General features: G+C 67.3%; 13 protein-coding genes. 5 read left to right on the forward strand and 8 right to left on the reverse strand.

The features are described from left to right. Positions 1-13: 13 nt before the first annotated feature. The gene (locus EDF58_RS15785) at positions 14-1,939 is read right to left on the reverse strand and encodes a glycoside hydrolase family 3 N-terminal domain-containing protein (protein WP_132267338.1); all 1,926 of its coding nucleotides are present in this window, start codon (positions 1,937-1,939) and stop codon (positions 14-16) included. After that, complete coding sequence (locus EDF58_RS15790) at positions 1,936-3,360, reverse strand: MFS transporter (protein WP_243654298.1); 1,425 nt, start codon at positions 3,358-3,360, stop codon at positions 1,936-1,938. Before EDF58_RS15790 ends, EDF58_RS15785 begins: the two co-directional genes overlap by 4 nt. Before the next feature lie 212 nt (positions 3,361-3,572). Between EDF58_RS15790 and EDF58_RS15795 the strand changes: the two genes are divergently transcribed. Continuing rightward, on the forward strand, positions 3,573-4,631 hold the full coding sequence (locus tag EDF58_RS15795; RefSeq protein ID WP_132267340.1) for a LacI family DNA-binding transcriptional regulator: 1,059 nt from the start codon (positions 3,573-3,575) through the stop codon (positions 4,629-4,631). Between the two features lie 102 nt (positions 4,632-4,733). On the opposite strand, the gene maiA is transcribed toward EDF58_RS15795, so the two are convergent. The 6 genes from maiA to EDF58_RS15825 are packed head-to-tail and all read right to left on the reverse strand — an operon-like array spanning position 4,734 to position 12,603. Then, complete coding sequence (gene maiA, locus EDF58_RS15800) at positions 4,734-5,372, reverse strand: maleylacetoacetate isomerase (protein ID WP_132267342.1); 639 nt, start codon at positions 5,370-5,372, stop codon at positions 4,734-4,736. Further along, the gene (locus EDF58_RS15805) at positions 5,365-6,063 is read right to left on the reverse strand and encodes a fumarylacetoacetate hydrolase family protein (protein WP_132267344.1); all 699 of its coding nucleotides are present in this window, start codon (positions 6,061-6,063) and stop codon (positions 5,365-5,367) included. Before EDF58_RS15805 ends, maiA begins: the two co-directional genes overlap by 8 nt. Beyond that, positions 6,060-7,124 (reverse strand): gentisate 1,2-dioxygenase, encoded by a 1,065-nt coding sequence (gene gtdA, locus EDF58_RS15810; RefSeq protein ID WP_207913021.1) that lies wholly within the window; start codon positions 7,122-7,124, stop codon positions 6,060-6,062. Before gtdA ends, EDF58_RS15805 begins: the two co-directional genes overlap by 4 nt. Positions 7,125-7,131: 7 nt before the next feature. Beyond that, positions 7,132-8,829 carry a glycoside hydrolase family 3 N-terminal domain-containing protein gene (locus tag EDF58_RS15815; protein ID WP_132267345.1) on the reverse strand — a complete coding sequence of 566 codons (1,698 nt, stop codon included), beginning with the start codon at positions 8,827-8,829 and terminating at the stop codon, positions 7,132-7,134. Then, positions 8,822-10,168 carry a sulfatase gene (locus tag EDF58_RS15820; protein ID WP_243654299.1) on the reverse strand — a complete coding sequence of 449 codons (1,347 nt, stop codon included), beginning with the start codon at positions 10,166-10,168 and terminating at the stop codon, positions 8,822-8,824. The genes EDF58_RS15815 and EDF58_RS15820 overlap by 8 nt, the downstream gene beginning before the upstream one ends. 53 nt (positions 10,169-10,221) lie before the next feature. Then, positions 10,222-12,603, reverse strand: a complete 2,382-nt coding sequence (locus EDF58_RS15825) for a TonB-dependent receptor (RefSeq protein ID WP_132267347.1) — start codon at positions 12,601-12,603, stop codon at positions 10,222-10,224. A gap of 362 nt (positions 12,604-12,965) precedes the next feature. Here EDF58_RS15825 and EDF58_RS15830 point away from each other — a divergent pair, with 362 nt between their 5' ends. The 4 genes from EDF58_RS15830 (at position 12,966) to EDF58_RS15845 (ending at position 19,066) form a co-directional block, all read left to right on the forward strand. Beyond that, positions 12,966-14,333: an MFS transporter gene (locus tag EDF58_RS15830; protein WP_243654300.1), complete on the forward strand. Its 1,368-nt coding sequence runs from the start codon at positions 12,966-12,968 to the stop codon at positions 14,331-14,333. Positions 14,334-14,397: 64 nt separating this feature from the next. Next, complete coding sequence (locus EDF58_RS15835; RefSeq protein WP_243654301.1) at positions 14,398-16,176, forward strand: arylsulfatase; 1,779 nt, start codon at positions 14,398-14,400, stop codon at positions 16,174-16,176. Then, entirely contained in the window at positions 16,173-17,603 is a 1,431-nt protein-coding gene (locus EDF58_RS15840) for a sulfatase-like hydrolase/transferase (RefSeq protein WP_132267349.1), read from the forward strand. The genes EDF58_RS15835 and EDF58_RS15840 overlap by 4 nt, the downstream gene beginning before the upstream one ends. Further along, the gene (locus tag EDF58_RS15845; protein ID WP_132267870.1) at positions 17,603-19,066 is read left to right on the forward strand and encodes a sulfatase-like hydrolase/transferase; all 1,464 of its coding nucleotides are present in this window, start codon (positions 17,603-17,605) and stop codon (positions 19,064-19,066) included. Before EDF58_RS15840 ends, EDF58_RS15845 begins: the two co-directional genes overlap by 1 nt. Positions 19,067-19,068: the final 2 nt, after the last annotated feature.

The raw sequence follows: 19,068 nt of genomic DNA on the forward strand, positions 1-19,068 counted from the left end.
GGAAAGGCGGTGGTCAGTCCCCAGGCGCCGCGCCGAGGCCGCTCCCGCGCGGATAGAGGGGCTTGTCCCCCGCGGTCCTGCTTGCGGTGGTGACCGGAAAGCGGGGCAAGTCGAAGGGCAGGCGCCCGCGCGCCCGGGCTTTTCCGGCGACAACGTCCGAGACGGCGGCATCGCTGGCGCCGAAGGTCGCGAGAATGGCCCGCGTATGGGGGATCATCGCCGTCAGCACGGCGGGGCGGTCCATCTCGATTGCGACGACGACCGGAACCCGGGACGCCGCGGTCCGGATCGCCTGCATATCCGGATCGGTATCGCGAAATTCGAGCCTGCCTTCATGCTGGCGCGATCCGAAGAAGTGATAAGGGTGAAGCGTCTCGAACGGCGCCGCGCTGCGAACGATGGCCGCATCGGCATCCTCCAGCCGCGTCACCACTTCCAGCCCGGCCGCCCGTGCCGCCTCGGGATCGAGGCCCTGCAGCCAGACCCGCGCGCCGCGGCGCAGCGGCAGGATACCGCCTTCGTTCCGAAGCAGGACCTGGCTGGCGCGCTGGGCAGCGTCGGCCTCGGCCTTCACGGCAGGATCGCCCAGCACTTGCTCCGCGCGGCGGGGATCGACGAAAGGCTGGTCGAACAGGCCGAGTTCGAACTTCAGGCGCAGCACCCGGCGCACGGATTCGTCGATCCGCGCCTCGCTCACCAGCCCCTGCTTCACCGCCTGGGTGATCGGATCGGGACTGTCGATGCCGCCGAACTGGTCGAGCCCGGCATCGATGCCCTTGGCGAAGCGCTGCACCACGGTCAGCCCCTCCACGCCCCAGGGCATGCCGATCGCGCCGGGCATCTGCGGTGCCTCGGCGCTCGGCGCCGAGCAGCGTTCCGGGCAATCGCGCGTGATCGACCAGTCGGAGACGATCAGCCCGTCGAACCCCTTGCCGCCGCGCAGCAGCCCGGTCAGCAACGGCTTGCTGAAACCGGCCCCCACCGGCTCGGCCGGCTTTCCGTCCAGCGTCACGCCGTGCAGCACGACGTAAGTGGGCATCACGCCCGCGCTGTGAGCGGTTAGGGCGCCGTCGAAGGCGCGGATGTGCTCGGCCAGTTCGCGGTTGTCGAGCGTGACGTTGCGGCCATAGTAATTGTGCCCGTCATAGCCCTCTGTCGCGGCGCCATAGCCAACCCAGTGCTTGACGATGGTGGCGACGCCGCTGTGCGTCACCCCGTCCCGTCCGCCCTGGAAGCCTTCCACATAAGCCCCGGCCATGCGCGACACGAGCGACGGATCGGACCCGAAGGTGGCGGTGATGCGCGGCCAGCGCGGCTCCACGCCGATGTCGGCCTGCGGGGAAAGCGCCATGTGGATGCCCACGGCGCGATATTCGCGCGCCGCCGCCGCGCCGAAGCGCCGCACCAGCGCCTCGTCGCGCAGCGCTGCGAAGCCGAGCGTCTCCGGCCAGGCGGAAAAGCCCTTGCCGCGTGTGCTGGCGCCGACAACCGCCTGGAAATGGTTGCGCGGATCGGTGCTGATCGTGGCCGGAATGCCGAGGCGGCTCTCCTCTGCCGCGCGCTGGACGGCATTGTTCTGCTCGGCGAACTGGGCGGGGGGCAGGTCCAGCCGGGTGATGAAGCTGGACATGTGATCCCGGCCCACCAGGTCGCGGACTTTGGCCATGTCGTAGCCGCCGGCGGAAATGCCGATCGCCGCCCCCGGCGTCAGCCCGGCGCCCGGAAGCGTGCCATGCGCCAGCGTGCCGGTCTTCTCCTCCAGCGTCATCCGGCCGAGCAGGTCCTCGACGCGGCGCTCGATCGGGGCTTCGGGATCCTCGTAAGGGTCCTTCTGCCCGTTGTGGTTCAGGTCGCGCCATTCGGCCGCCTGCGCCGATCCGCAGCAGAGCGCCGCCAGTACTAGGCCGCCGAGCAGGCCCTTGGTCCGCCGCCCCTTCATGCCGCGCGCTCCCGGCGCGGCAGGCCGGACATGCCGAACAGCAGCGCCGCCAGCGCCAGCGGCGAGGCCACGGCGCAGACGATGGAGATCGACAGGCCCAGGCGCGAAGGATCGGCGAAGACCATGTCGGTAACCAGAGCCACCGAAGTCGGCCCCAGGGTCGAGCCGACCAGGTTGATGGCCAGCATGTAGATCACCGAGACTTGCGCGCGCATGCGGTTGGGGGTCAGCGACTGGAGCGTGGCCAGTCCGCCGCCGAAGTTGAAGCCGGCAAAGAAGTTCATGCCGCCCACACCCGCCAGCGCGAGCCCGGCCGTCGGCATGAGCGGGAAACCGATCGTCAGGGGAATGAGCGCGGTGAACCCGATCACCGCGGCCAGGAGGTTGCCGTTCACCACTCCGCGCTTTTGCAGCCAGGAGCCGGCGAAGCCGCCGCAGAGCGCGCCGCTCGTACCGCAGAAGAACACCATCCAGCCATAGGAGGCGCCGATCTGCGAAATCGACATGCCGTAGGAGCGTTCGAGGAAGGCCGGGATCCACGCGCCGGTGCCGTTCCCCACGAAGATCATGAGCGCGAAGCCGACGATGATGCCGAAGTAGGCGCGTCCGTGGGCGGAGAGCTGGCCGAACAGCTGGGCCACGCTTGCGCTTCCCTTCCGTCCGGGATTCTCATGCCCGGCCGGCTCCGCGAGTTTCGGCACGCCGCCACGGCGAACGGGTTCGCGCACGAACAGCATCGCCAGCGACAGCAGCGCGCCGGGAATGCCGAGCGCCAGGAAGATGATGTGCCAGCCTTTCATCGTCCCCAGCACCGGTATGGCGATTTCCGAGGACGGCGGCACCGCCCCGGCGATCAGCCCGCCCAGGATCAGGGCACCGGCCCCGCCGAGGTAGACGCCCATGTTGTAGACGCCCATGGCCAGCGCCAGCCGGTTCTTCGGGAAATAGTCCGCCAGGATCGAGTAGGCGGCAGGGCTCAGTCCCCCCTCCCCGGTGCCCACCGCGACGCGCGCGGCGAAGAGGCCGCCGTAGCTGCGGGTCATGCCGCAGGCCGCGGTGGCGAGGCTCCAGACGAAGATCGACACGACGATGATGTTGCGGCGGTTGGACCGGTCTGCCAGCCAGGCCACCGGGATACCGACGATCACGTAGAACAGGGTGAAGCTCAACCCGTAGAGCAGGCTCATCGCCGTGTCGGAGGCGCCGAGGTCTTCCTTGATCGGCTGCACGAGCAGCGCCAGCGCCTGGCGATCAACGAAGGCCAGGGTATAGGCCAGCATGAGCAGGATCGCCGCCGTCCAGGCTTCGCGCGCGGGGGGCCAGCTGCCACCATCAGGATCGGGAACCGGATCAAAAACCGGATCGGGAACCGTCATCTCCGGCGCCATCTTCAGCGCGGCATCCTTCGCGGTCTGCAGCATAGTCCCCATCCCTGTATTCTTGTCTTGCCCGGCGCCGTTCGTGCGGCGCCTTTCTGGTGCGACCCGAAAGGCAATGGACAAGCGAATATTTAGCGCTACAACTAGCCGTATTCCCGGGATTGTCAACGCAGTTGTTGGTCAATTCGAACCAAATCGCATCGGCCGGGCACATCCTTGCCAAATTGCGGCCGGAACCTATGACAGGGGCGATTATGACAAGCGGTACGACCCCTCGAAAACGACGGCGCGGCGGCGGCGGCCCCACGATTGCCGAAGTGGCCGAGCTGGCAGGCGTATCGACGATGACCGTCTCCAACGTGCTGAACAACCGGCCGGTCGTCCATGCCGACACCCGCGATGCCGTGCTCAAGGCCGTGAAGGCGCTCAACTACACGCCCAACAGCGCCGCGCGGGCCCTGGCCAGCGCCGCCACCCTGCGGATCGGGCTGGTCCACAGCGATACCGAAAGCGCCCTGCTCAGCGCGATTCTGGTCGGCTCGCTCAAGGCCGCCTCGCGCCTGGGCGCGCAGCTCATCATCAACTCCTACGACCTGGCCGATCCGGTCGGCGGCGTGGAGGCTTTCCTGAAGACCGGGCTGGACGGGCTGCTGCTGCCGCCGCCGCTCTGCGAAATGGTCAGCGCCGCGGGCATTCCGGAGCGTCACGATACCGCGATGATCGCCCTGGCGCCCGGCGGCGATCTCCGTAACATGGACTGCGTGCGGATCGATGACGAACAGGCCGCTTACGAAGTGACGCGGATCCTGCTGGAAAAGGGCCACCGCCGGATCGGCTTCGTCACCCTGCCCGGCGCGCTGGTGGCGGTTTCGCGACTGCGCGGCTATTTGCGCGCGCTGGGCGAACAGAGCGTCATTCCCGACATGAGCCTGGTCTGGGAGGCGCGCCCGACCTTCGATGCCGGGCTCGATCTGGCACAGCGCGTGCTCATAGACGACCGCCGCGTGACGGCGGTGATCGCCGGTAACGACGATATGGCCGCGGCCTTCGTCAACGTGGCCTTGCGCAACAACCTGTCCGTGCCCGGCGACGTCTCGATCATCGGCTTCGACGATACGCCGATCGCCGTGAAGATCTGGCCTGCGCTGACGACCGTGCGCCAGCCGCTGGCGCTCATCGCCGAAAGGGCCACCGAGCGCCTCGTCAGCATCTTGCGCGAAGAAGGCGGGAAAAGCGCCGCGGTGGAGGCCAGCTACGTGGACTTCACCGTGATCGAGCGCAATTCGGTCGGCGTGCCTCCCAAAGACGGATAAGCGGCAGGACAGATAAAAAGGCGGCGGCGGACTTGCGTCCACCGCCGCATGGGCAACCGGCTCGGGAGGAGGAGGTCGAGCGGTCGCCCTAAGGTATCGATACTACTCCGCGTCCGGCTGACGGGACGGGACGGCAACCTGAAATGCCGGCAGGGCGTTGCAGGCAGCTTCCACTTCCGCAATCCTCGGAAAGTCGAACCGCGCGCCGAAGCGCCGCGCATTGCCGAGCTGCGGCACGAGGCAGATGTCGGCCAGCGTGACTTGCGCGCCGAAGCAATAAGGGCCTTCGTTCGCCGCAATCGTCGCGGAGAAGGCTTCCAGCCCGGTCTCGATCACTTCGCGCGCCCACCCGGTCACGGATTCCTCGTCCAGACCGCGCGCGCGCAGCATGTCGAGCACCTTGAGGTTCTGGAGGGGATGCACTTCGCAGGCGATCAGTTGGGCCGCGGCGCGGACTTTCGCGCGTTCCAGCGGATCTGCCGGAAGCAGCGCCGGATCGGGCCGGATCTCGTCGAGATACTCGCAGATGGCGAGACTCTGCGTCAGCACCGCACCACCGACTTCCAGGCTGGGTACGAGGCCCTGTGGGTTGAGCTGGAGGTATTCCGGCGCGCGCTGTTCGCCCGCGCGCAGCCGATAGGTGCGCCCGCTCCAGTCCAGCCCCTTGAGAGCGAGCGCGATGCGCACGCGCCACGAAGAGGACGACCGCCAGAACGTGTGGAGGACCAGCGGGTCAGGCACCGGCCGGCGGCCCCACCTTCACCACGGTATCGCTGAGGCCGGCCACCGAAATGACGATTTCGTCGCCCGGCACCACTGCGCCCACGCCGGCGGGCGTGCCGGTGTAGATGAGGTCGCCCGGCTCCAGGCGGTAGGCGTTCGAGAGGAAGGCGATGAGATCCGCAACCGGGTGGATCAACTCGGCAAGGTCTGCCTCCTGCCTGACTTCGCCGTTCACCGTCAGGCGGATCGCGCCTTCGTTCAGCGGGCCGGTTTCGGCGATGGGATGGATCAGGCCGAGCGGAGAGGATTCCTCCACGTTCTTGCCGGCATCCCAGGGGCGGCCCTTGGCCCGCGCTTCCAGCTGGAGGTCACGGCGCGTCATGTCGAGCCCGGTGGCATAGCCGTAGACGTGGTCCAGGGCGTCGGCCGCGGCGATGCTGCGCCCGCCCTTGCCGATGGCGACGACCAGTTCGGCCTCGTAATGGAAGTTCGCCGTCGACGGCGGGTAGGCCATGACCGACCCGCTGGGGATCACGGTCTCCGCCCACTTGGTGAAGTAGAACGGCGCCTCGCGGTCAACCTCGACGCCCATTTCCTTGGCATGGTCGGCATAGTTGCGGCCGATGCAGAACACCCGGCGGACCGGATAGTCGTGACCGTCGCTGGTCTTCGCAAGGACGGGCGGCAGCGGGTCGAACAGATAAGTCAATGGTTGAACTCCCGGTAGAGATCGAGCTTCACTTGCGAAGCCTTGTCGGAATAGGCGAACAGGACCAGCTCGGTCGCGGCGAGGAAGCGGTGCGGCACCCAGGAGGGCACCACCACCACGTCCCTGGGCTTCAGGGCGATGGTTTCCTCGCCCAGCCGCAGTTCGCCCGTACCTTCGCAGACGACGAAGACGGTGCCGTCCGTCGCCTGGCGGGTGCGGCTCTCGAAGCCTGCGGGCAGCAGCCGGACATGGGCGGAGATGGTGGAGAGCACCGGGCCGCCGTCGGCGGGATTGGTGAATTCCAGCGCGTGGCCGAAGTGCGGGTCGATCTCGCCCCCGGTCGCCAGCGACTGGAGCGCGGGGCGCCAGTCGGCATAAGGATAGTGGAACAGCGGCCGTCCTGCCGGTCGCCGGTCTGCCGCGCTGCCGCGCATCGGGCGCATGTTGTGGCCGTAGCGCGCCAGAGTGTCGCCCGGTGTGGCCGTCTCGGGATGGGCCGCAGAGCCGAGGCGCTCGGCAAAGCTGGCATCGAACAGGCGCACGGTCGGGATGTCCAGGCCGTCGAGCCAGATCATCGGCGCATCGCCGTCATTGCCGTGATCGTGCCACTGGTAGGCCGGCGTCAGCACCAGGTCGAACTGCTCCATCACCGCTTTCTCGCCGTCGAGCGCGGTGAAGGCACCGCTGCCTTCCATGACGAAGCGCAGCGCGTTCTGCGCATGGCGGTGGCAGGGCGCCACTTCGCCCGGCAGGATCAGCTGAAGTCCGGCATAGAGGCTGGGTGTGATCGCCGCCTGGCCCGCCAGGCCGGGGTTCTCCATGATCAGCACCCGGCGCTCGGCCTGCTCGGCGCTGATGATGTCGCCGGCCCGCATCAGGAAGCTGCGGGTCTCCGCATAGTCCCAGCACCAGGGCCTGGCGGGCGAGCGGGGTTCCGTCAGGACCAGTGCATGAAGGCTCTCCCACAAGGGCTGGAGGCCCTGCGGCGCCATCGCGGCGTAGAGCGCTTCAAGCTGCGAACGCTGGTCGTTGGCGCCTTGGGTCATCTCGCCTTGGCTCATACCGCCCTCACCACTTGAGCTGTTCGAGGCCGCAGAACGGATCGACCGGGCTGACGCCGGTGAACGGTGCCTCGCCGGTCAGGCGGCGGACCGTTTCGCGCTGCACCGGCTCGATCGCGCTATAGGCGTTCACGCATGTCTGCATGTGCGGCGCATCGAACAGGTAATAGGGCTGGCCGAAGGAGACCATCAGCGTCGGGATTTCGCGCGAATACTGCGTCATCGCCTTGCGGTTGTTGCCGTGCAGCTTCGCGAAATCGAGGAAGATGCGCGAGGCGCTGGGCGTCGCTTCCTGCCCGACCAGATAGAGGACGAGGTCGGTGTCCTCACGCGAGGGCATCATCTCGGGATCGAACCTGCGCACCTCGAAACCGCGCTGTTCCAGCTCGGCAAACACAGGGCCATAGCCGCGATCGAGCGAGCCGTCCCAGAAGCTGAAGCCCTCCTCCTCGATCACCACGACCCGGCGGTGCTTCACGGGATCGAGCGGCAGGAGGTCCTGCACGTCCTTGACCAGAGTGACGCTCTGCCCCGCCGCGGCGCGGGCCGTTTCAAGGTCTGCGGGGGCCTGAAGCGCCGCCTGCATCTCGGCCAGCGGCATGAGCCGCTCCGAAGGCTCGCGCAAGTGCAGCCCCAGCTTCGCCTTGAGCGTGAGGATGCGCGTGACCGCCTCCTCCAGCCGCGCTTCCGACAGCAGGCCCTTGCGCAGACCGTCCAGCATGAAGCCGTAGTCCCGCTCGGGCGCGCGGCTGAACAGGAAGATGTCGCAGCCGTTCTCGATCACGGTGGGCACCGTCTCGGCGCGCTCCATCCAGCCCGTGAGCCCGCCCATGCCGGTGGCGTCGGAGATGATGAGGCCCTTGAAGCCCAGTTCCCCGCGCAGCAGGTCCTGGTTGAGCAGGCGCGAGACGGTCGCAGGCTGGAAGGCTTCCCTGCCGGCATCGGGCAGGCGCGAACGGATATAGGCGGGGAAGGCGATATGCGCGGACATCACCGTCATGACCCCGGCCCGGATCAGCGTTCCGTAGATGCGGCCGTAGAGCGCATGCCATTCCTCCACCGAGAGCGGGTTGACGCTGGTGACGAGGTGCTGGTCGCGCTCATCGAAACCGTCGCCCGGCCAGTGCTTGAGGCAGGCGGCCACGCCCTCTTCCTGAAGGACGCGGGCATAGGCGCCGGCTTGCGCCAGCACCCTTTGAGGGTCGGAGCCGAAGGAACGGGTGCCCACGATTGCGCTGCGGAACGCCTCGTTGATGTCCACCACCGGGCCGAACGACCAGTCGTAGCCCAGCACCCTGCTCTCGCGCGCGACGAGGCGGGCGACCGCCTCGGTCGTGGCCAGATCGTCGCAGGCGGCCAGCCCCATGATATTGGGCACGGCAGTGGCGAAGGGATAGCTGATAGTGCCGCCCTCGATGTCGCCGGTGAAGATCGGCGGCACGCTGGCGCTTTCGACCGTGAACATCGTCGCCTCACGGAAGGCGGCAAGGTCGCGCCGGGGGAAGCGGTTGATGCCGCCGGGCTTCAGCGCAAGCAGCGGCGCCAGTTCCTCGCGGCTGTCCTGCGAGGTGGAGAAGACGAAGAGCTGGCCGATCTTCTCCTCGGTGCTCATCGCGTCGCGGGTGCGCTCCACCCAGGCCTGGGCCTTGGCATCGATGGCGAGGGGATCGACGGTGTCGAGGGAAGCGGGGGCAATATCAGTCATGGAAAGTTCCCGAAGTCACGGCCACCGGGCCGCGCTTGAACGGCGCGAAGCGGGTGCGGGCGGCAGCAAGACGGCCGCGCATGTCGGCAAGGACATCCGGGTGGCGGTCGGCCACGCTGTAGTTCTCGGCGGGGTCTGCGTTCAGGTCGTAGAGCTGCGGGTACTTGGGATCGGTGGGCCGGAAGCCGGCCAGGAAGTAGTCGCCGGAGACGTATTTCCAGCGCTGCGTGCGGATCGCCACCGGGTCTTCATTGTTGAACAGGACAAGTTCCTCATGGGGAGACTGCTGCGCGCCGCCGAACAGGACGGAGGAAATGTCCTTTCCGTCCAGTTCCGCGTCGGGGAGGGCGACGCCGGCGAGCGCGCAGCAGGTGGGGAGAAAGTCGATGGCCATGGCGATCGCATCGCTGTGGCCGGAAGCGGAGATCGAACTTGGGCACCAGGCGATCAGCGGCACCTTGCTGGCACCGTCGTAGCCGCCGCCGCCCTTGCGCTGGCGCAGGGGGCCGCTCGACCCTTCGTACCAGGGTCCATTGTCGGAGGTGAACAGCACCAGCGTCTCGCGGTCGATCTTCAGCTTGCGCAGCAGGGCAAGGATGCGGCCGACCTTGTCGTCCACTTCCTCCACGGAATCGCCGTAAGCTCCCGCGTTCGAGCGGCCCGCGAAGGGCGCGGGCGGACGGCAGGGCAAGTGCGGCGCGCTGAGCGCCAGTTCCACGAAGAACGGCCTTGCGGCGTTCTCGGTGATGAATTTCTCGGCCTCCTCGCAGAAGATCTGCTGAAGCGGCGTGATCTCGACAGGCGCCTGCACGGCCTCGCGCCCGGCCTCGGCGTGCACCAGCACCAGAGGGCTCATGTCGTGGCTATAGGGGATGCCCACGAAGCGGTCGAAGCCGTGGTGCGTGGGCAGCCAGTCCGGTCCGCGATGGCCGAGGTGCCACTTGCCGAACAGGCCGGTCGCATAGCCGGCGGGCTTGAGCGCCTCGGCTATGGTCACTTCGGATTTCGGCAGGACGCGGTCGTCGTTGTAGAGGATGACCTTGTCGCCAAGGCCGGTCCGCACGGGATAGCGTCCGGTGAGCAGGCCCGCCCGCGAGGGCGTGCACAAATTGGCGGCGGCATAGAATTCGGAGAAGGTCAGCCCTTCGCGGGCCATGGCGTCGATGTTCGGCGTGGCGATGCCGCGGGCGCCGGTCATGCCAAGATCGCCGTAGCCGAGATCGTCGCAGAGGATCACGACGACGTTGCGCGGGCGGCGCTTCCCCGCGGCCATGGCGGCCGGCGCCGAACAGGCTGCCGCGGCGGCGGCGCTGGAGGCCAGGAATTTGCGTCGATCCAAGGCGCGATCCTTCAAGAAGCGGCCGGGCGCTGGCGCCCGGCCCAAGGTGGGTCTCAGAAACGGGCGCCGAAGGTCGCACCGAAGTAGCGGCTGGAGTCCTTGTTGTAGGTGCCGACCAGATCGTAGGGGTTGGCCGTGGTGGACATCAGCGAGTTGTGGCCGATGCTGGTCAGGTAGTTGGTGTCGAACAGGTTCTTCACGAAGACCGAAATGCTGTAGCGCTTGTCCGGCGTGGCAACGCCGACCGTGGCGTCGACCAGCGTGTAGGACGGCTGGCGCGTCAGCGGATCGAGTTCCGAGGTGAAGTACTGCGCGCTGGTGAAGTTCACGCCCAGTTGTGCGAAGGCGCTGAACTTGTCGCCTTCGTAGTCGTAGCGCGGCGACAGGGTGATGCGCCAGTCGGGGCTCGCCTGGAGCGGACGATCGCGCAGGTTCTGCTGCGGGGTCGCGCCGGGGGCGGTGCGGTAGCACACGTTGATCGGCGTGCCGGTCATCACCGGTGCGGCAGCCTGCAGCTGCAGCGGGCAGTTCAGGCCGTCGATATTGATGCGCGACTGCGCGTACGTGACGCCGGCATTGACCGAGAACGAGTCCGAGGGACGCATCGTCGCTTCGATTTCGAAGCCGCGGCTGCGCGACGAACCGGCATTGGTGGTCACGAACTGGATGACGCCGGTGGTCGGGTCGGAACGGTTGGCCTGGACCTGCAGGTTCGAATAGTCCGCCTGGAACAGCGCGGCCGAGAACGTCAGCGTACGGTCGGACGTGCTGCCCTTGAAGCCGATTTCATAGGCGTTGACGTGCTCGGGCTGGATCGCGGACTGGTTGGCGAGGTTGGCCGAGATTTCCATCTCGTAGCCCAAGCCCTTGTAGCCGCGGGTATAGGTCGCATAGACCTGCGCATTGCGGCTGAACTCGTACTGCAAACCGGCCTTGCCGGTAACGGCGGTGTCGTGGGCCGAGAAGCTGCCGCTGGTGCTGGCATTGCCCGGGAACACCATGTCTCCGGCGACGATCGGGGCGGTGCGGGTGCCGCTATTGGTGCCCTTTTCGTACTGGACGCGGATGCCGCCGATGGCGCGAAGCCCGCCGACGATGAGATAGTCGGCCTGGCCGAAGGCGGCGATGCTGTCCTGCTTCAGGCGGATGCGGCTCTCGGCGGACTGCCACACGATATTGGTGGTGGCGCAAGGCTGGCCGACGATGCCGGCGGTGCAGCGGGCACGGCGGCGGTCGAAGGGACGCAGGATGTCGCTGTGCATGTAGAACGCACCGACGACGTAATTGAGGTCCGACTTGCCGTTATTGGCGATGCGCAGTTCCTGCGACCAGGCGCTCAGGTCGACGATGCCGTGGTTCTGGTTCCAGAAGGTATAGGGCGCGAAAGCGGCCGTACCCAGATAGAGCGGCGAAGTGGCGTTGATGCGGTCGATCGGCTGGTTCACTTCCAGATCGTACTTCTGGTAGGCCGTGATCGAGGTGATCGACGCGGCGCCGAGGTCCCAGTCGGCCTGCAGCGAATAGGTCTGCGACTTGCTGTTGGCGTAAGTGTCGGTGTCTTCGTTGATCGTGCGGTTCTTGCGGCTGGCGTCGATCGGGCCGACGACCTGCTGCAGCACCGGGTTGACGATGGAGATCAGCGTCGAGGCGCAGCAATCCGCGTCGGTCTTCTTGTATTCGCCGGCGAGCAGGAAGGTGAGGTTGGGCGTGGCTTCCCATTCCAGCTTGCCGCGCACGCCCCAGCTCTTGGAGCCGTTGACCCACTTGTCAGTGCCGATGTTGCGCGTCACGCCCTGGACGTCGCTGTAGAAGCCGGAGACGCGGGCGCGCAGGGTGTCGGTGATGGGGCCGGACACGGTGCCGCGCGCGCGATATTCGTTATGCTCGGCAATGGTGATTTCGCCCTTGCCCTCGAACGTGTCGGACGGGCGCGCAGTGGTCACGCTGATGACGCCGGCGGATGCGTTCTTGCCGAACAGCGTGCCCTGCGGGCCGCGGAGCACTTCGATGCGCTCGATGTCGGCGAGTTCCGAGAAGCCCTGGGCCGAGCGCACGGCGACGACGCCGTCGACAACCACCGAGACCGAGGATTCGACGCCCTGCCCGAACAGGGCCGTGCCGATGCCGCGGATGCGGAAGCTGGTGTTGGTGGGGTTGGCGCCCTGCTGGAACGAGAGCGAGGGAATGGCGGTGACCAGCGAGGTGGTGTCGTTGATCTGGCGCGCAGCCAGCATGTCGGCGCTCACCGCAGTGACGGCCAGCGGCACGTCCTGGAGGCGCTCGGCGCGCTTCTGCGCGGTAACGACGATATCGCCGGGCATGGTGCCGTCAGGCGCGGCGACATCCTGCGCCATGGCGGGTGCGGCCCACATGATGGCGGCGCCGAGCGCGGTGACGGAAACGGTAGACGCACCAAAAATGGTCTTCAGAGACATGCTTTTCCCCTCCACTTGGGTTCCCGGCATCTTTGCTGCCCAGGACTTCTGGACATTCGCGCCGGGTTCGAATCACCTGATCCATGTAACGCTAAACTCCAACCGCCCGGCCGGTGTCAACGATTTATTTTACCGCTAATATCGGCTTTTCTCTGTGGCTGGCGCGAAAGCGGCGCGTTTCCGTGCATTGCTGTCCGGCGACGGATACGACGAGCAGCGGGGCGTGTCCTTCGTGCAACAGCCAGCCCGGCCTTCATTAGGGAGCTGCGCAATTACCCTGTTGACATCTTCGGACACACTTGCTGTTTTAGCGTTAAATATCGGCCGCTGAGAAAGACGGGCCATACCAAGTGGAGGGGATCGTGAGGGAACAGTGCGAAAGCGACGGCCGCCAGTGGCCTTCGCCGAAACGGGCGTGGTTCGCTGCCGGGATGCTGGCAGCGGCGAACACGCTGGCCTTCGTGGACCGCCAGGCGCTCGCCCTCCTCGTCCAGCCGATCAAGGAAGACCTCCAGGCCTCCGACACGGCGATGAGCCTGCTCTACGGCCTCAGCTTCACGATGTTCTACGTGCTGGTCGGGATTCCCGTCGCGCGGCTGGCGGACCGGGCAAACCGCCGCAACATCGTGGCGGGCGCCGTGTTCATCTGGAGCATCGCCACCGCCCTCTGCGGCTTTGCGCGTAGTTTCGGAACGCTGTTCGTGGCCCGGATCGGCGTGGGTGCCGGTGAAGGCGGGCTCAGCCCCGCTGCCTATTCGATCCTGGCCGACTATTTCCCCAAGGAGCGCCTCGCCGCGGCCATGGGTGTCTATCAGATGGGTATCTACGTCGGCGGCGCCGCTGCCCTCATTCTGGGCGGTTTCCTGGCCAGCGTCGTGCCGCCGGGCAGCGTGGTCCTGCTGCCGGTGATCGGCGCGGTGAAGGGCTGGCACCTGGTGTTCCTGATGCTCGGCATTCCCGGCATCGTGCTTTCCGGCGCCATGCTGCTGGTGCGCGAGCCCGTCCGCATGGGCCTCAACGGCACCGCCGCTGCGGCAAGCCCGCCCTTCTCCGAACTGGCCGCCCATGTCGTGCGCCATTGGCAGGCCTACCTCGGCATAAGCTGCGGCTTTGCCCTGATGATCCTGGTGGGCAACGCCACCGGTGCCTGGATCCCCGCTTTCCTCGAACGCAAATACGGGCTGACGACTGCAGAGATCGGCGGCATCTACGGCCTCATTACCGCAGTCTGCGGCGTCAGCGGCACGCTGGCAGGCGGATTCGCCGCAGCCGCCCTGCGCCGCCGCGGGTTCGAGCGCGCCAACCTGCTGGTCGCCCTGTTCGGCTTCGTGGCGCTGATCCCGGTCACCACGCTTTTCCCGCAGGCGGCCAATGCGTCGCTCTCGCTGGCGCTGATCGGCGCGATGAACTTCCTGGCCGGGTTCAATTTCGGCGGCGGCCTGGCCGCGCTTCAGGAGATCACCCCGAACCGGATGCGCGCGTCGATATCGGCGGGTTACATGCTGATGGTGAACCTGATCGGCGCCGCCGGCGGCCCCTTCGCGATCGCGCTGGTCACCGACTATTGGTACGGCGATCCCGCCGCCCTGCCCAACGCCATCACCATCGTCTGCGCCGTGGCTTCGCCCCTGTCGGTGGCGGCCCTGCTGCTGGGCCTGAGGGGCTACGGCCGCGCCATCGCCGCCCCTACAGCCGACCCGCTTGCCGACGCGATTGCCGCCAGGGCCTGAGACTGCTTTCACGCATAGGACGCCGGGCGACCGGACGCACCGGAACAACAGGATGAGGAACCCAATGTCGAAGCTGAATCGCATGACTCGCCTGGCCTGTACCGCCGCCCTGATCGTCGCCGGATCGCTCGCGTCGCAGCCGGGTCTTGCCAAGGCACCGGCATCCGCAGCCGCTCCGGCCCCGACTTCGGCCCAGACGCGCCCCAATATCGTGCTGATCGTGCTGGACGATACGGGCTTCTCGGACATCGGCGCCTTCGGTTCGGAAATCCGCACACCCAACATCGATGCCCTCGCCGCTGGCGGGCTGCGCTACAACCACTTCGACACCAAGGCGGTCTGCTCCCCCACCCGCGCCGCACTGCTGACCGGGCGCAACCCGCAGACCGTGCGCATGGCCGACCTGCCCGCCAAAGTGCTCAACCCCGCGGACATGACGCGCGACCGGGGCGAGTTGCCGCAGAACGCCAGCACCATCGCCCAGGTTCTCCACCGCGCCGGCTACGCCACCCATGGCTACGGCAAGTGGCACCTCGCCCCCGAGGACGAGGACGGATCGCCCGGACATAACGGCTCGTGGCCGCTCCAGCGCGGCTTCGACGATTTCTACGGCTTCTTCCTGGGCTGGTCCGACCAGTACCACCCGGACCTGATTGAGGGGAACCGCACGCTCCCCAAGCCCGACCGGCCCGGCTACCACTTCTCGGTCGACATCACCGACCACGCGATCAAGGCGCTCTCTGCGAACCCGGCGCAGCCGCAATTCGTCTACCTCGCCTTCGGCGCCGCCCATGCGCCGATCCAGGTGCCCAAGGCTTATATAGACGCTTACGCCGGGATCTATGAAAAGGGCTGGGACGCCCTGCGGCACGGCCGTCTGGCGCGCCAGAAGCTGATGGGCATCATGCCGCCCCAGGCGGAACTGTCCCCCCGCGCCGACGGCGACCGCGCCTGGGCGGACCTGACGCCTGCCGAAAAGACCGTCTTCGCCCGCTTCATGGCCACTTACGCCGGCTTCATCACCCATACCGACGAGCAGATCGGGCGGCTGGTCCAGCACCTCAAGGACACCGGGCAGTTCGACAATACGCTCATCATCCTGGTCTCGGACAATGGCGCGGCGTCGGAAGCCGGGCAGAAGGGTTCGTTCGACCGGATGTACCGGCCCAATACCCTGACCCCCGAACAGATGCTGGCCCGCCTCGACGAACTCGGCACGGACAAGACGCAAAGCGAATACCAGCGCCCCTGGGCCTACCTCGGTTCCACCCCGTACAAGCGCTACAAGATCTGGCCGCAGCTCGGCGGCGTGCGCACGCCGATGGTGGTGAGCTGGCCCGGCCGCATTCACGACGGCGGGCAGGTCCGCAGCCAGTACGTAGACGCAGTGGACATCGCCCCCACCCTGGCCGCTGCGGCCGGTACCGCCTTCCCCAGGGCGGTCGCGGGGCGCGCGGAAATCGCGGTGGCGGGCAAGTCGATCCTGCCGACGATCGCCAATGCATCCGCGCCTGCCGCCCGCACCGTCCAGTATTTCGAACTGCGCGGCAACCGGGCCATCACCCAGGGCAAGTGGCGGGCCCTGGCGGTCCACCCGCGCGACGGCGATTTCGCCAAGGACGTCTGGCAGCTCTTCGATACCGAAGCGGACCCGGCGGAAAACCACGACCTGGCCGCCGCAATGCCCGCCAAGCTCAAGGAACTCCAGGCGCTCTGGTGGTCGGAGGCGCGCAAATATTCCGATCCGCCGCTGGCCGAGGCGCCCAAGCCCTTCCGCTACCGCGAGATGTTCGACGGCAGCGGCGACCGCACGGCTGCCCCCGCCGGGGAGGAACCAAAGTGAAGGCGCGGTTTGCCCCGGCACTCGCCGCGCTCGCCCTGAGCACCATGATCGGCGGGATCCCGCCCGCGCTCGCCCGGCCCGCCGTACTGGCTGCGGCTCCTGCCAGCGCCCCCGCTCCGGCTGCGCGCACGTCCGGCCCGCCCAACATCATCCTGATCCTGGCCGACGACTTCGGCGTGGAAGGCATCAATGCCTATGGCGGCGAATACCACACGCCCCATGTCGACCGGCTCGCCGCCGAAGGCACCCGTTTCGACAACGCCCACGCCATGCCGCTCTGCTCACCCTCGCGCGTGCGGCTGATGACCGGGCAGGAGAACTGGCGCAATTACGAGGCCTTCTCCTACCTCGCCCCCGGCCAGCGCACCTTCGGCAATGTCATGAAGGAGGCGGGCTACGTCACCGGCATCGTCGGCAAATGGCAGCTCATGGGCAACGGCTTCGACGGCCGCACCGGCATCACGCCCGAGGCCGCCGGGTTCGACGAAAGCTACTTGTGGCAGCTCCAGGCGCTGACGCCCAAAGGCTCGCGCTACTGGGGGCCGACCCGCGCCGCCAACGGCACGCCGAAGATCAGCGAGGAAGGCTTCGGTCCCGATTTCGATAGCAGGAAGGCACTGGACTTCATCTCGCGCCACAAGGACAAGCCGTTCTTCCTCTATTACCCGATGGTCCTGGTCCACAATCCCTGGGTGCAGACCCCGGATTCGATGACCGCCGAAGGGGCTGCCGACCGTTTCAACGGCATGGTGTCCTACATGGACCGGCTGGTGGGAGACCTGATGGCGCGCCTCAAGGCGGAGGGGCTGGACCGGAACACTATCGTCATCTTCACTGGAGACAACGGCACCAACCGCCAGATCACCTCCATGCGCGATGGTCATGCGGTTCGCGGCGGCAAGGGGGCGACCACCATCAATGGTACCCACGTCCCCTTCATCGCCTGGGGTCCGGGCATTCCCAAGGGCAAGGCGAGCGAGGCGCTGGTCGATTTCACAGACCTGCTGCCCACTTTCGCCGACATGACCGGACAGCCCGCCCTTGCTGGCAAGGTCGACGGCGTGAGCCAGTGGCCGGTCATCGCAGGCAAGGCGAGCGCCGCGCGCAGTGCGATCTTCATGCACTATGCGCCGATGTGGCTGTTCAAGCCGGAGCGCTTCGCTTTCGACGCCCGGTGGAAGCTTTACGGAGACGGTCGCTTCGTGGCGATGGACCCGGTTTCCGGCGTCGAGACCGAAGTGCCCGCCGCCCAGCGCAAGGGCGAGGCCGCGCGTCATTACGCGGCCCTACGCAAGGTTCTGGCCGATACCCACGACGGCCCGCTCGATCCCACGCGCTACCCCTGGTGCGAAGGCCAGCCATCCGTCGATCCCGGCCAGCCCGCCACCGTCGCCGGCTGCGGCAGGACACCGGGAGGAGAAGAATGATGCACCGCACGCTCGTTTCCGCAATGCTGGCAGGCACATGCCTGCTCGGCCTGTCCGGCTGCACGAGGAACGCCGTGCCGACCCACACTGCCTCGGCGCAACGACCTGCCGCCGGACGCCCCAACGTCGTCGTCATCCTGGCCGACGATCTCGACTGGGCGGATGTCTCCACGTACGGCCGCGCCGACGTGCCGACGCCGAACATAGACCGGATCGCGAAGACCGGCGTGGCCTTCTCCAGCGGCTATGTCACCGCCTCGGTCTGCGCGGTCAGCCGCGCGGGGCTGCTGACCGGACGAATGCCACAGCGCTTCGGCTTCACTTACAACATCAACGACGAAGGCGACGAAGGCGCGGGATTGCCCGTCGACCAGAAGACCCTGGCAGAGCGCCTGAAGCCGCTGGGCTACCGCACGGCCGCCTTCGGCAAGTGGCACCAGGGCGCGGAGCGACAGTTCTATCCCACCGAACGCGGCTTCGACGAATTCTTCGGCTTCATCGCGGGCGAAACCAACTACGTCGATCCGAAGACGCCGGGCATCGTCACCACGCCCACCAAGGCGGACAAGTACCCGATCACCCCGCGCACCGGCAATCACGCCATGGTCGAAGGCCCGGAGGCCAGGCCTGCCGACGATTTCACCCGCTACCTGACCGACCAGATCACCGACCGGGCCGTGGACTTCATCGACCGTTCCGCCGGGGACCGGGAGAACCCCTTCTTCACCTATGTCGCCTATAACGCGCCGCATTGGCCGTTGCAGGTTCCACAGGCCTATTACGATCGCTTCCCGCAAGTGAAGGATCCGGTGCGCCGCACCTACATCGCCATGATCGCGGCGATGGACGATGGTATCGGCCGTATTCTCGACAGTCTTGAATCACGCGGGCTACGCGACAATACCATAGTCGTGTTTCTCTCCGACAACGGCTGCCCGACCCGCTTCGGCTTCTGCAACCCGGACCATCCCTGGGGCTCGGGGAAGTTCACTTATCTCGAAGGCGGCGTACGCGTGCCTTTCGTGCTGTCCTGGCCCTCGGGTCTGAAGCCGCAGGGGATCAGCGACAGCCCGGTCTCCTCGGTCGACATCGCCGCCACCGTGCTTCACGCGGCATCCCCCCGCAGCCCCCTGCCCGCCGAACTGGACGGACGCGACCTGGTGGAAACCGCCCGCCATCCCGATCCCGACCGTCTGCTCGTCTGGGGGCAGGAGCCGGTCTATGCCGCCCGGCGCGGCGCCCGCAAGCTCTGGGTCTCGCACGACTGGAAGACCTCCCACCTCTACGACCTGAACCGCGACCCGGCCGAGATGAACGACCTCTCCGCCGCCGACCCGGCAGGCGCGGCCGATCTCTCCGCCGAAATCGAGCGTTTCCGCGCGGGCCTGCCCGATCCGCGCTGGAAACTTCACTTCACCCGCAAGACCACCGTCAACGGTCGCGAGACCGAATGGGTCTACTGACG

It is taken from the genome of Novosphingobium sp. PhB57 (genome assembly GCF_004342985.1).
In the GTDB taxonomy this organism is placed as follows: domain Bacteria; phylum Pseudomonadota; class Alphaproteobacteria; order Sphingomonadales; family Sphingomonadaceae; genus Novosphingobium.

Excerpts from the sequence above, each read along its gene's own strand:
- gtdA (WP_207913021.1), bottom strand. The coding sequence starts at position 7,124 with ATGAGCCAAGGCGAGATGACCCAAGGCGCCAACGACCAGCGTTCGCAG.
- EDF58_RS15795 (WP_132267340.1), top strand. The coding sequence starts at position 3,573 with ATGACAAGCGGTACGACCCCTCGAAAACGACGGCGCGGCGGCGGCGGC.
- EDF58_RS15815 (WP_132267345.1), bottom strand. The coding sequence starts at position 8,829 with ATGACTGATATTGCCCCCGCTTCCCTCGACACCGTCGATCCCCTCGCC.
- EDF58_RS15790 (WP_243654298.1), bottom strand. The coding sequence starts at position 3,360 with ATGCTGCAGACCGCGAAGGATGCCGCGCTGAAGATGGCGCCGGAGATG.
- EDF58_RS15835 (WP_243654301.1), top strand. The coding sequence starts at position 14,398 with ATGTCGAAGCTGAATCGCATGACTCGCCTGGCCTGTACCGCCGCCCTG.
- EDF58_RS15825 (WP_132267347.1), bottom strand. The coding sequence starts at position 12,603 with ATGTCTCTGAAGACCATTTTTGGTGCGTCTACCGTTTCCGTCACCGCG.
- EDF58_RS15785 (WP_132267338.1), bottom strand. The coding sequence starts at position 1,939 with ATGAAGGGGCGGCGGACCAAGGGCCTGCTCGGCGGCCTAGTACTGGCG.
- EDF58_RS15845 (WP_132267870.1), top strand. The coding sequence starts at position 17,603 with ATGCACCGCACGCTCGTTTCCGCAATGCTGGCAGGCACATGCCTGCTC.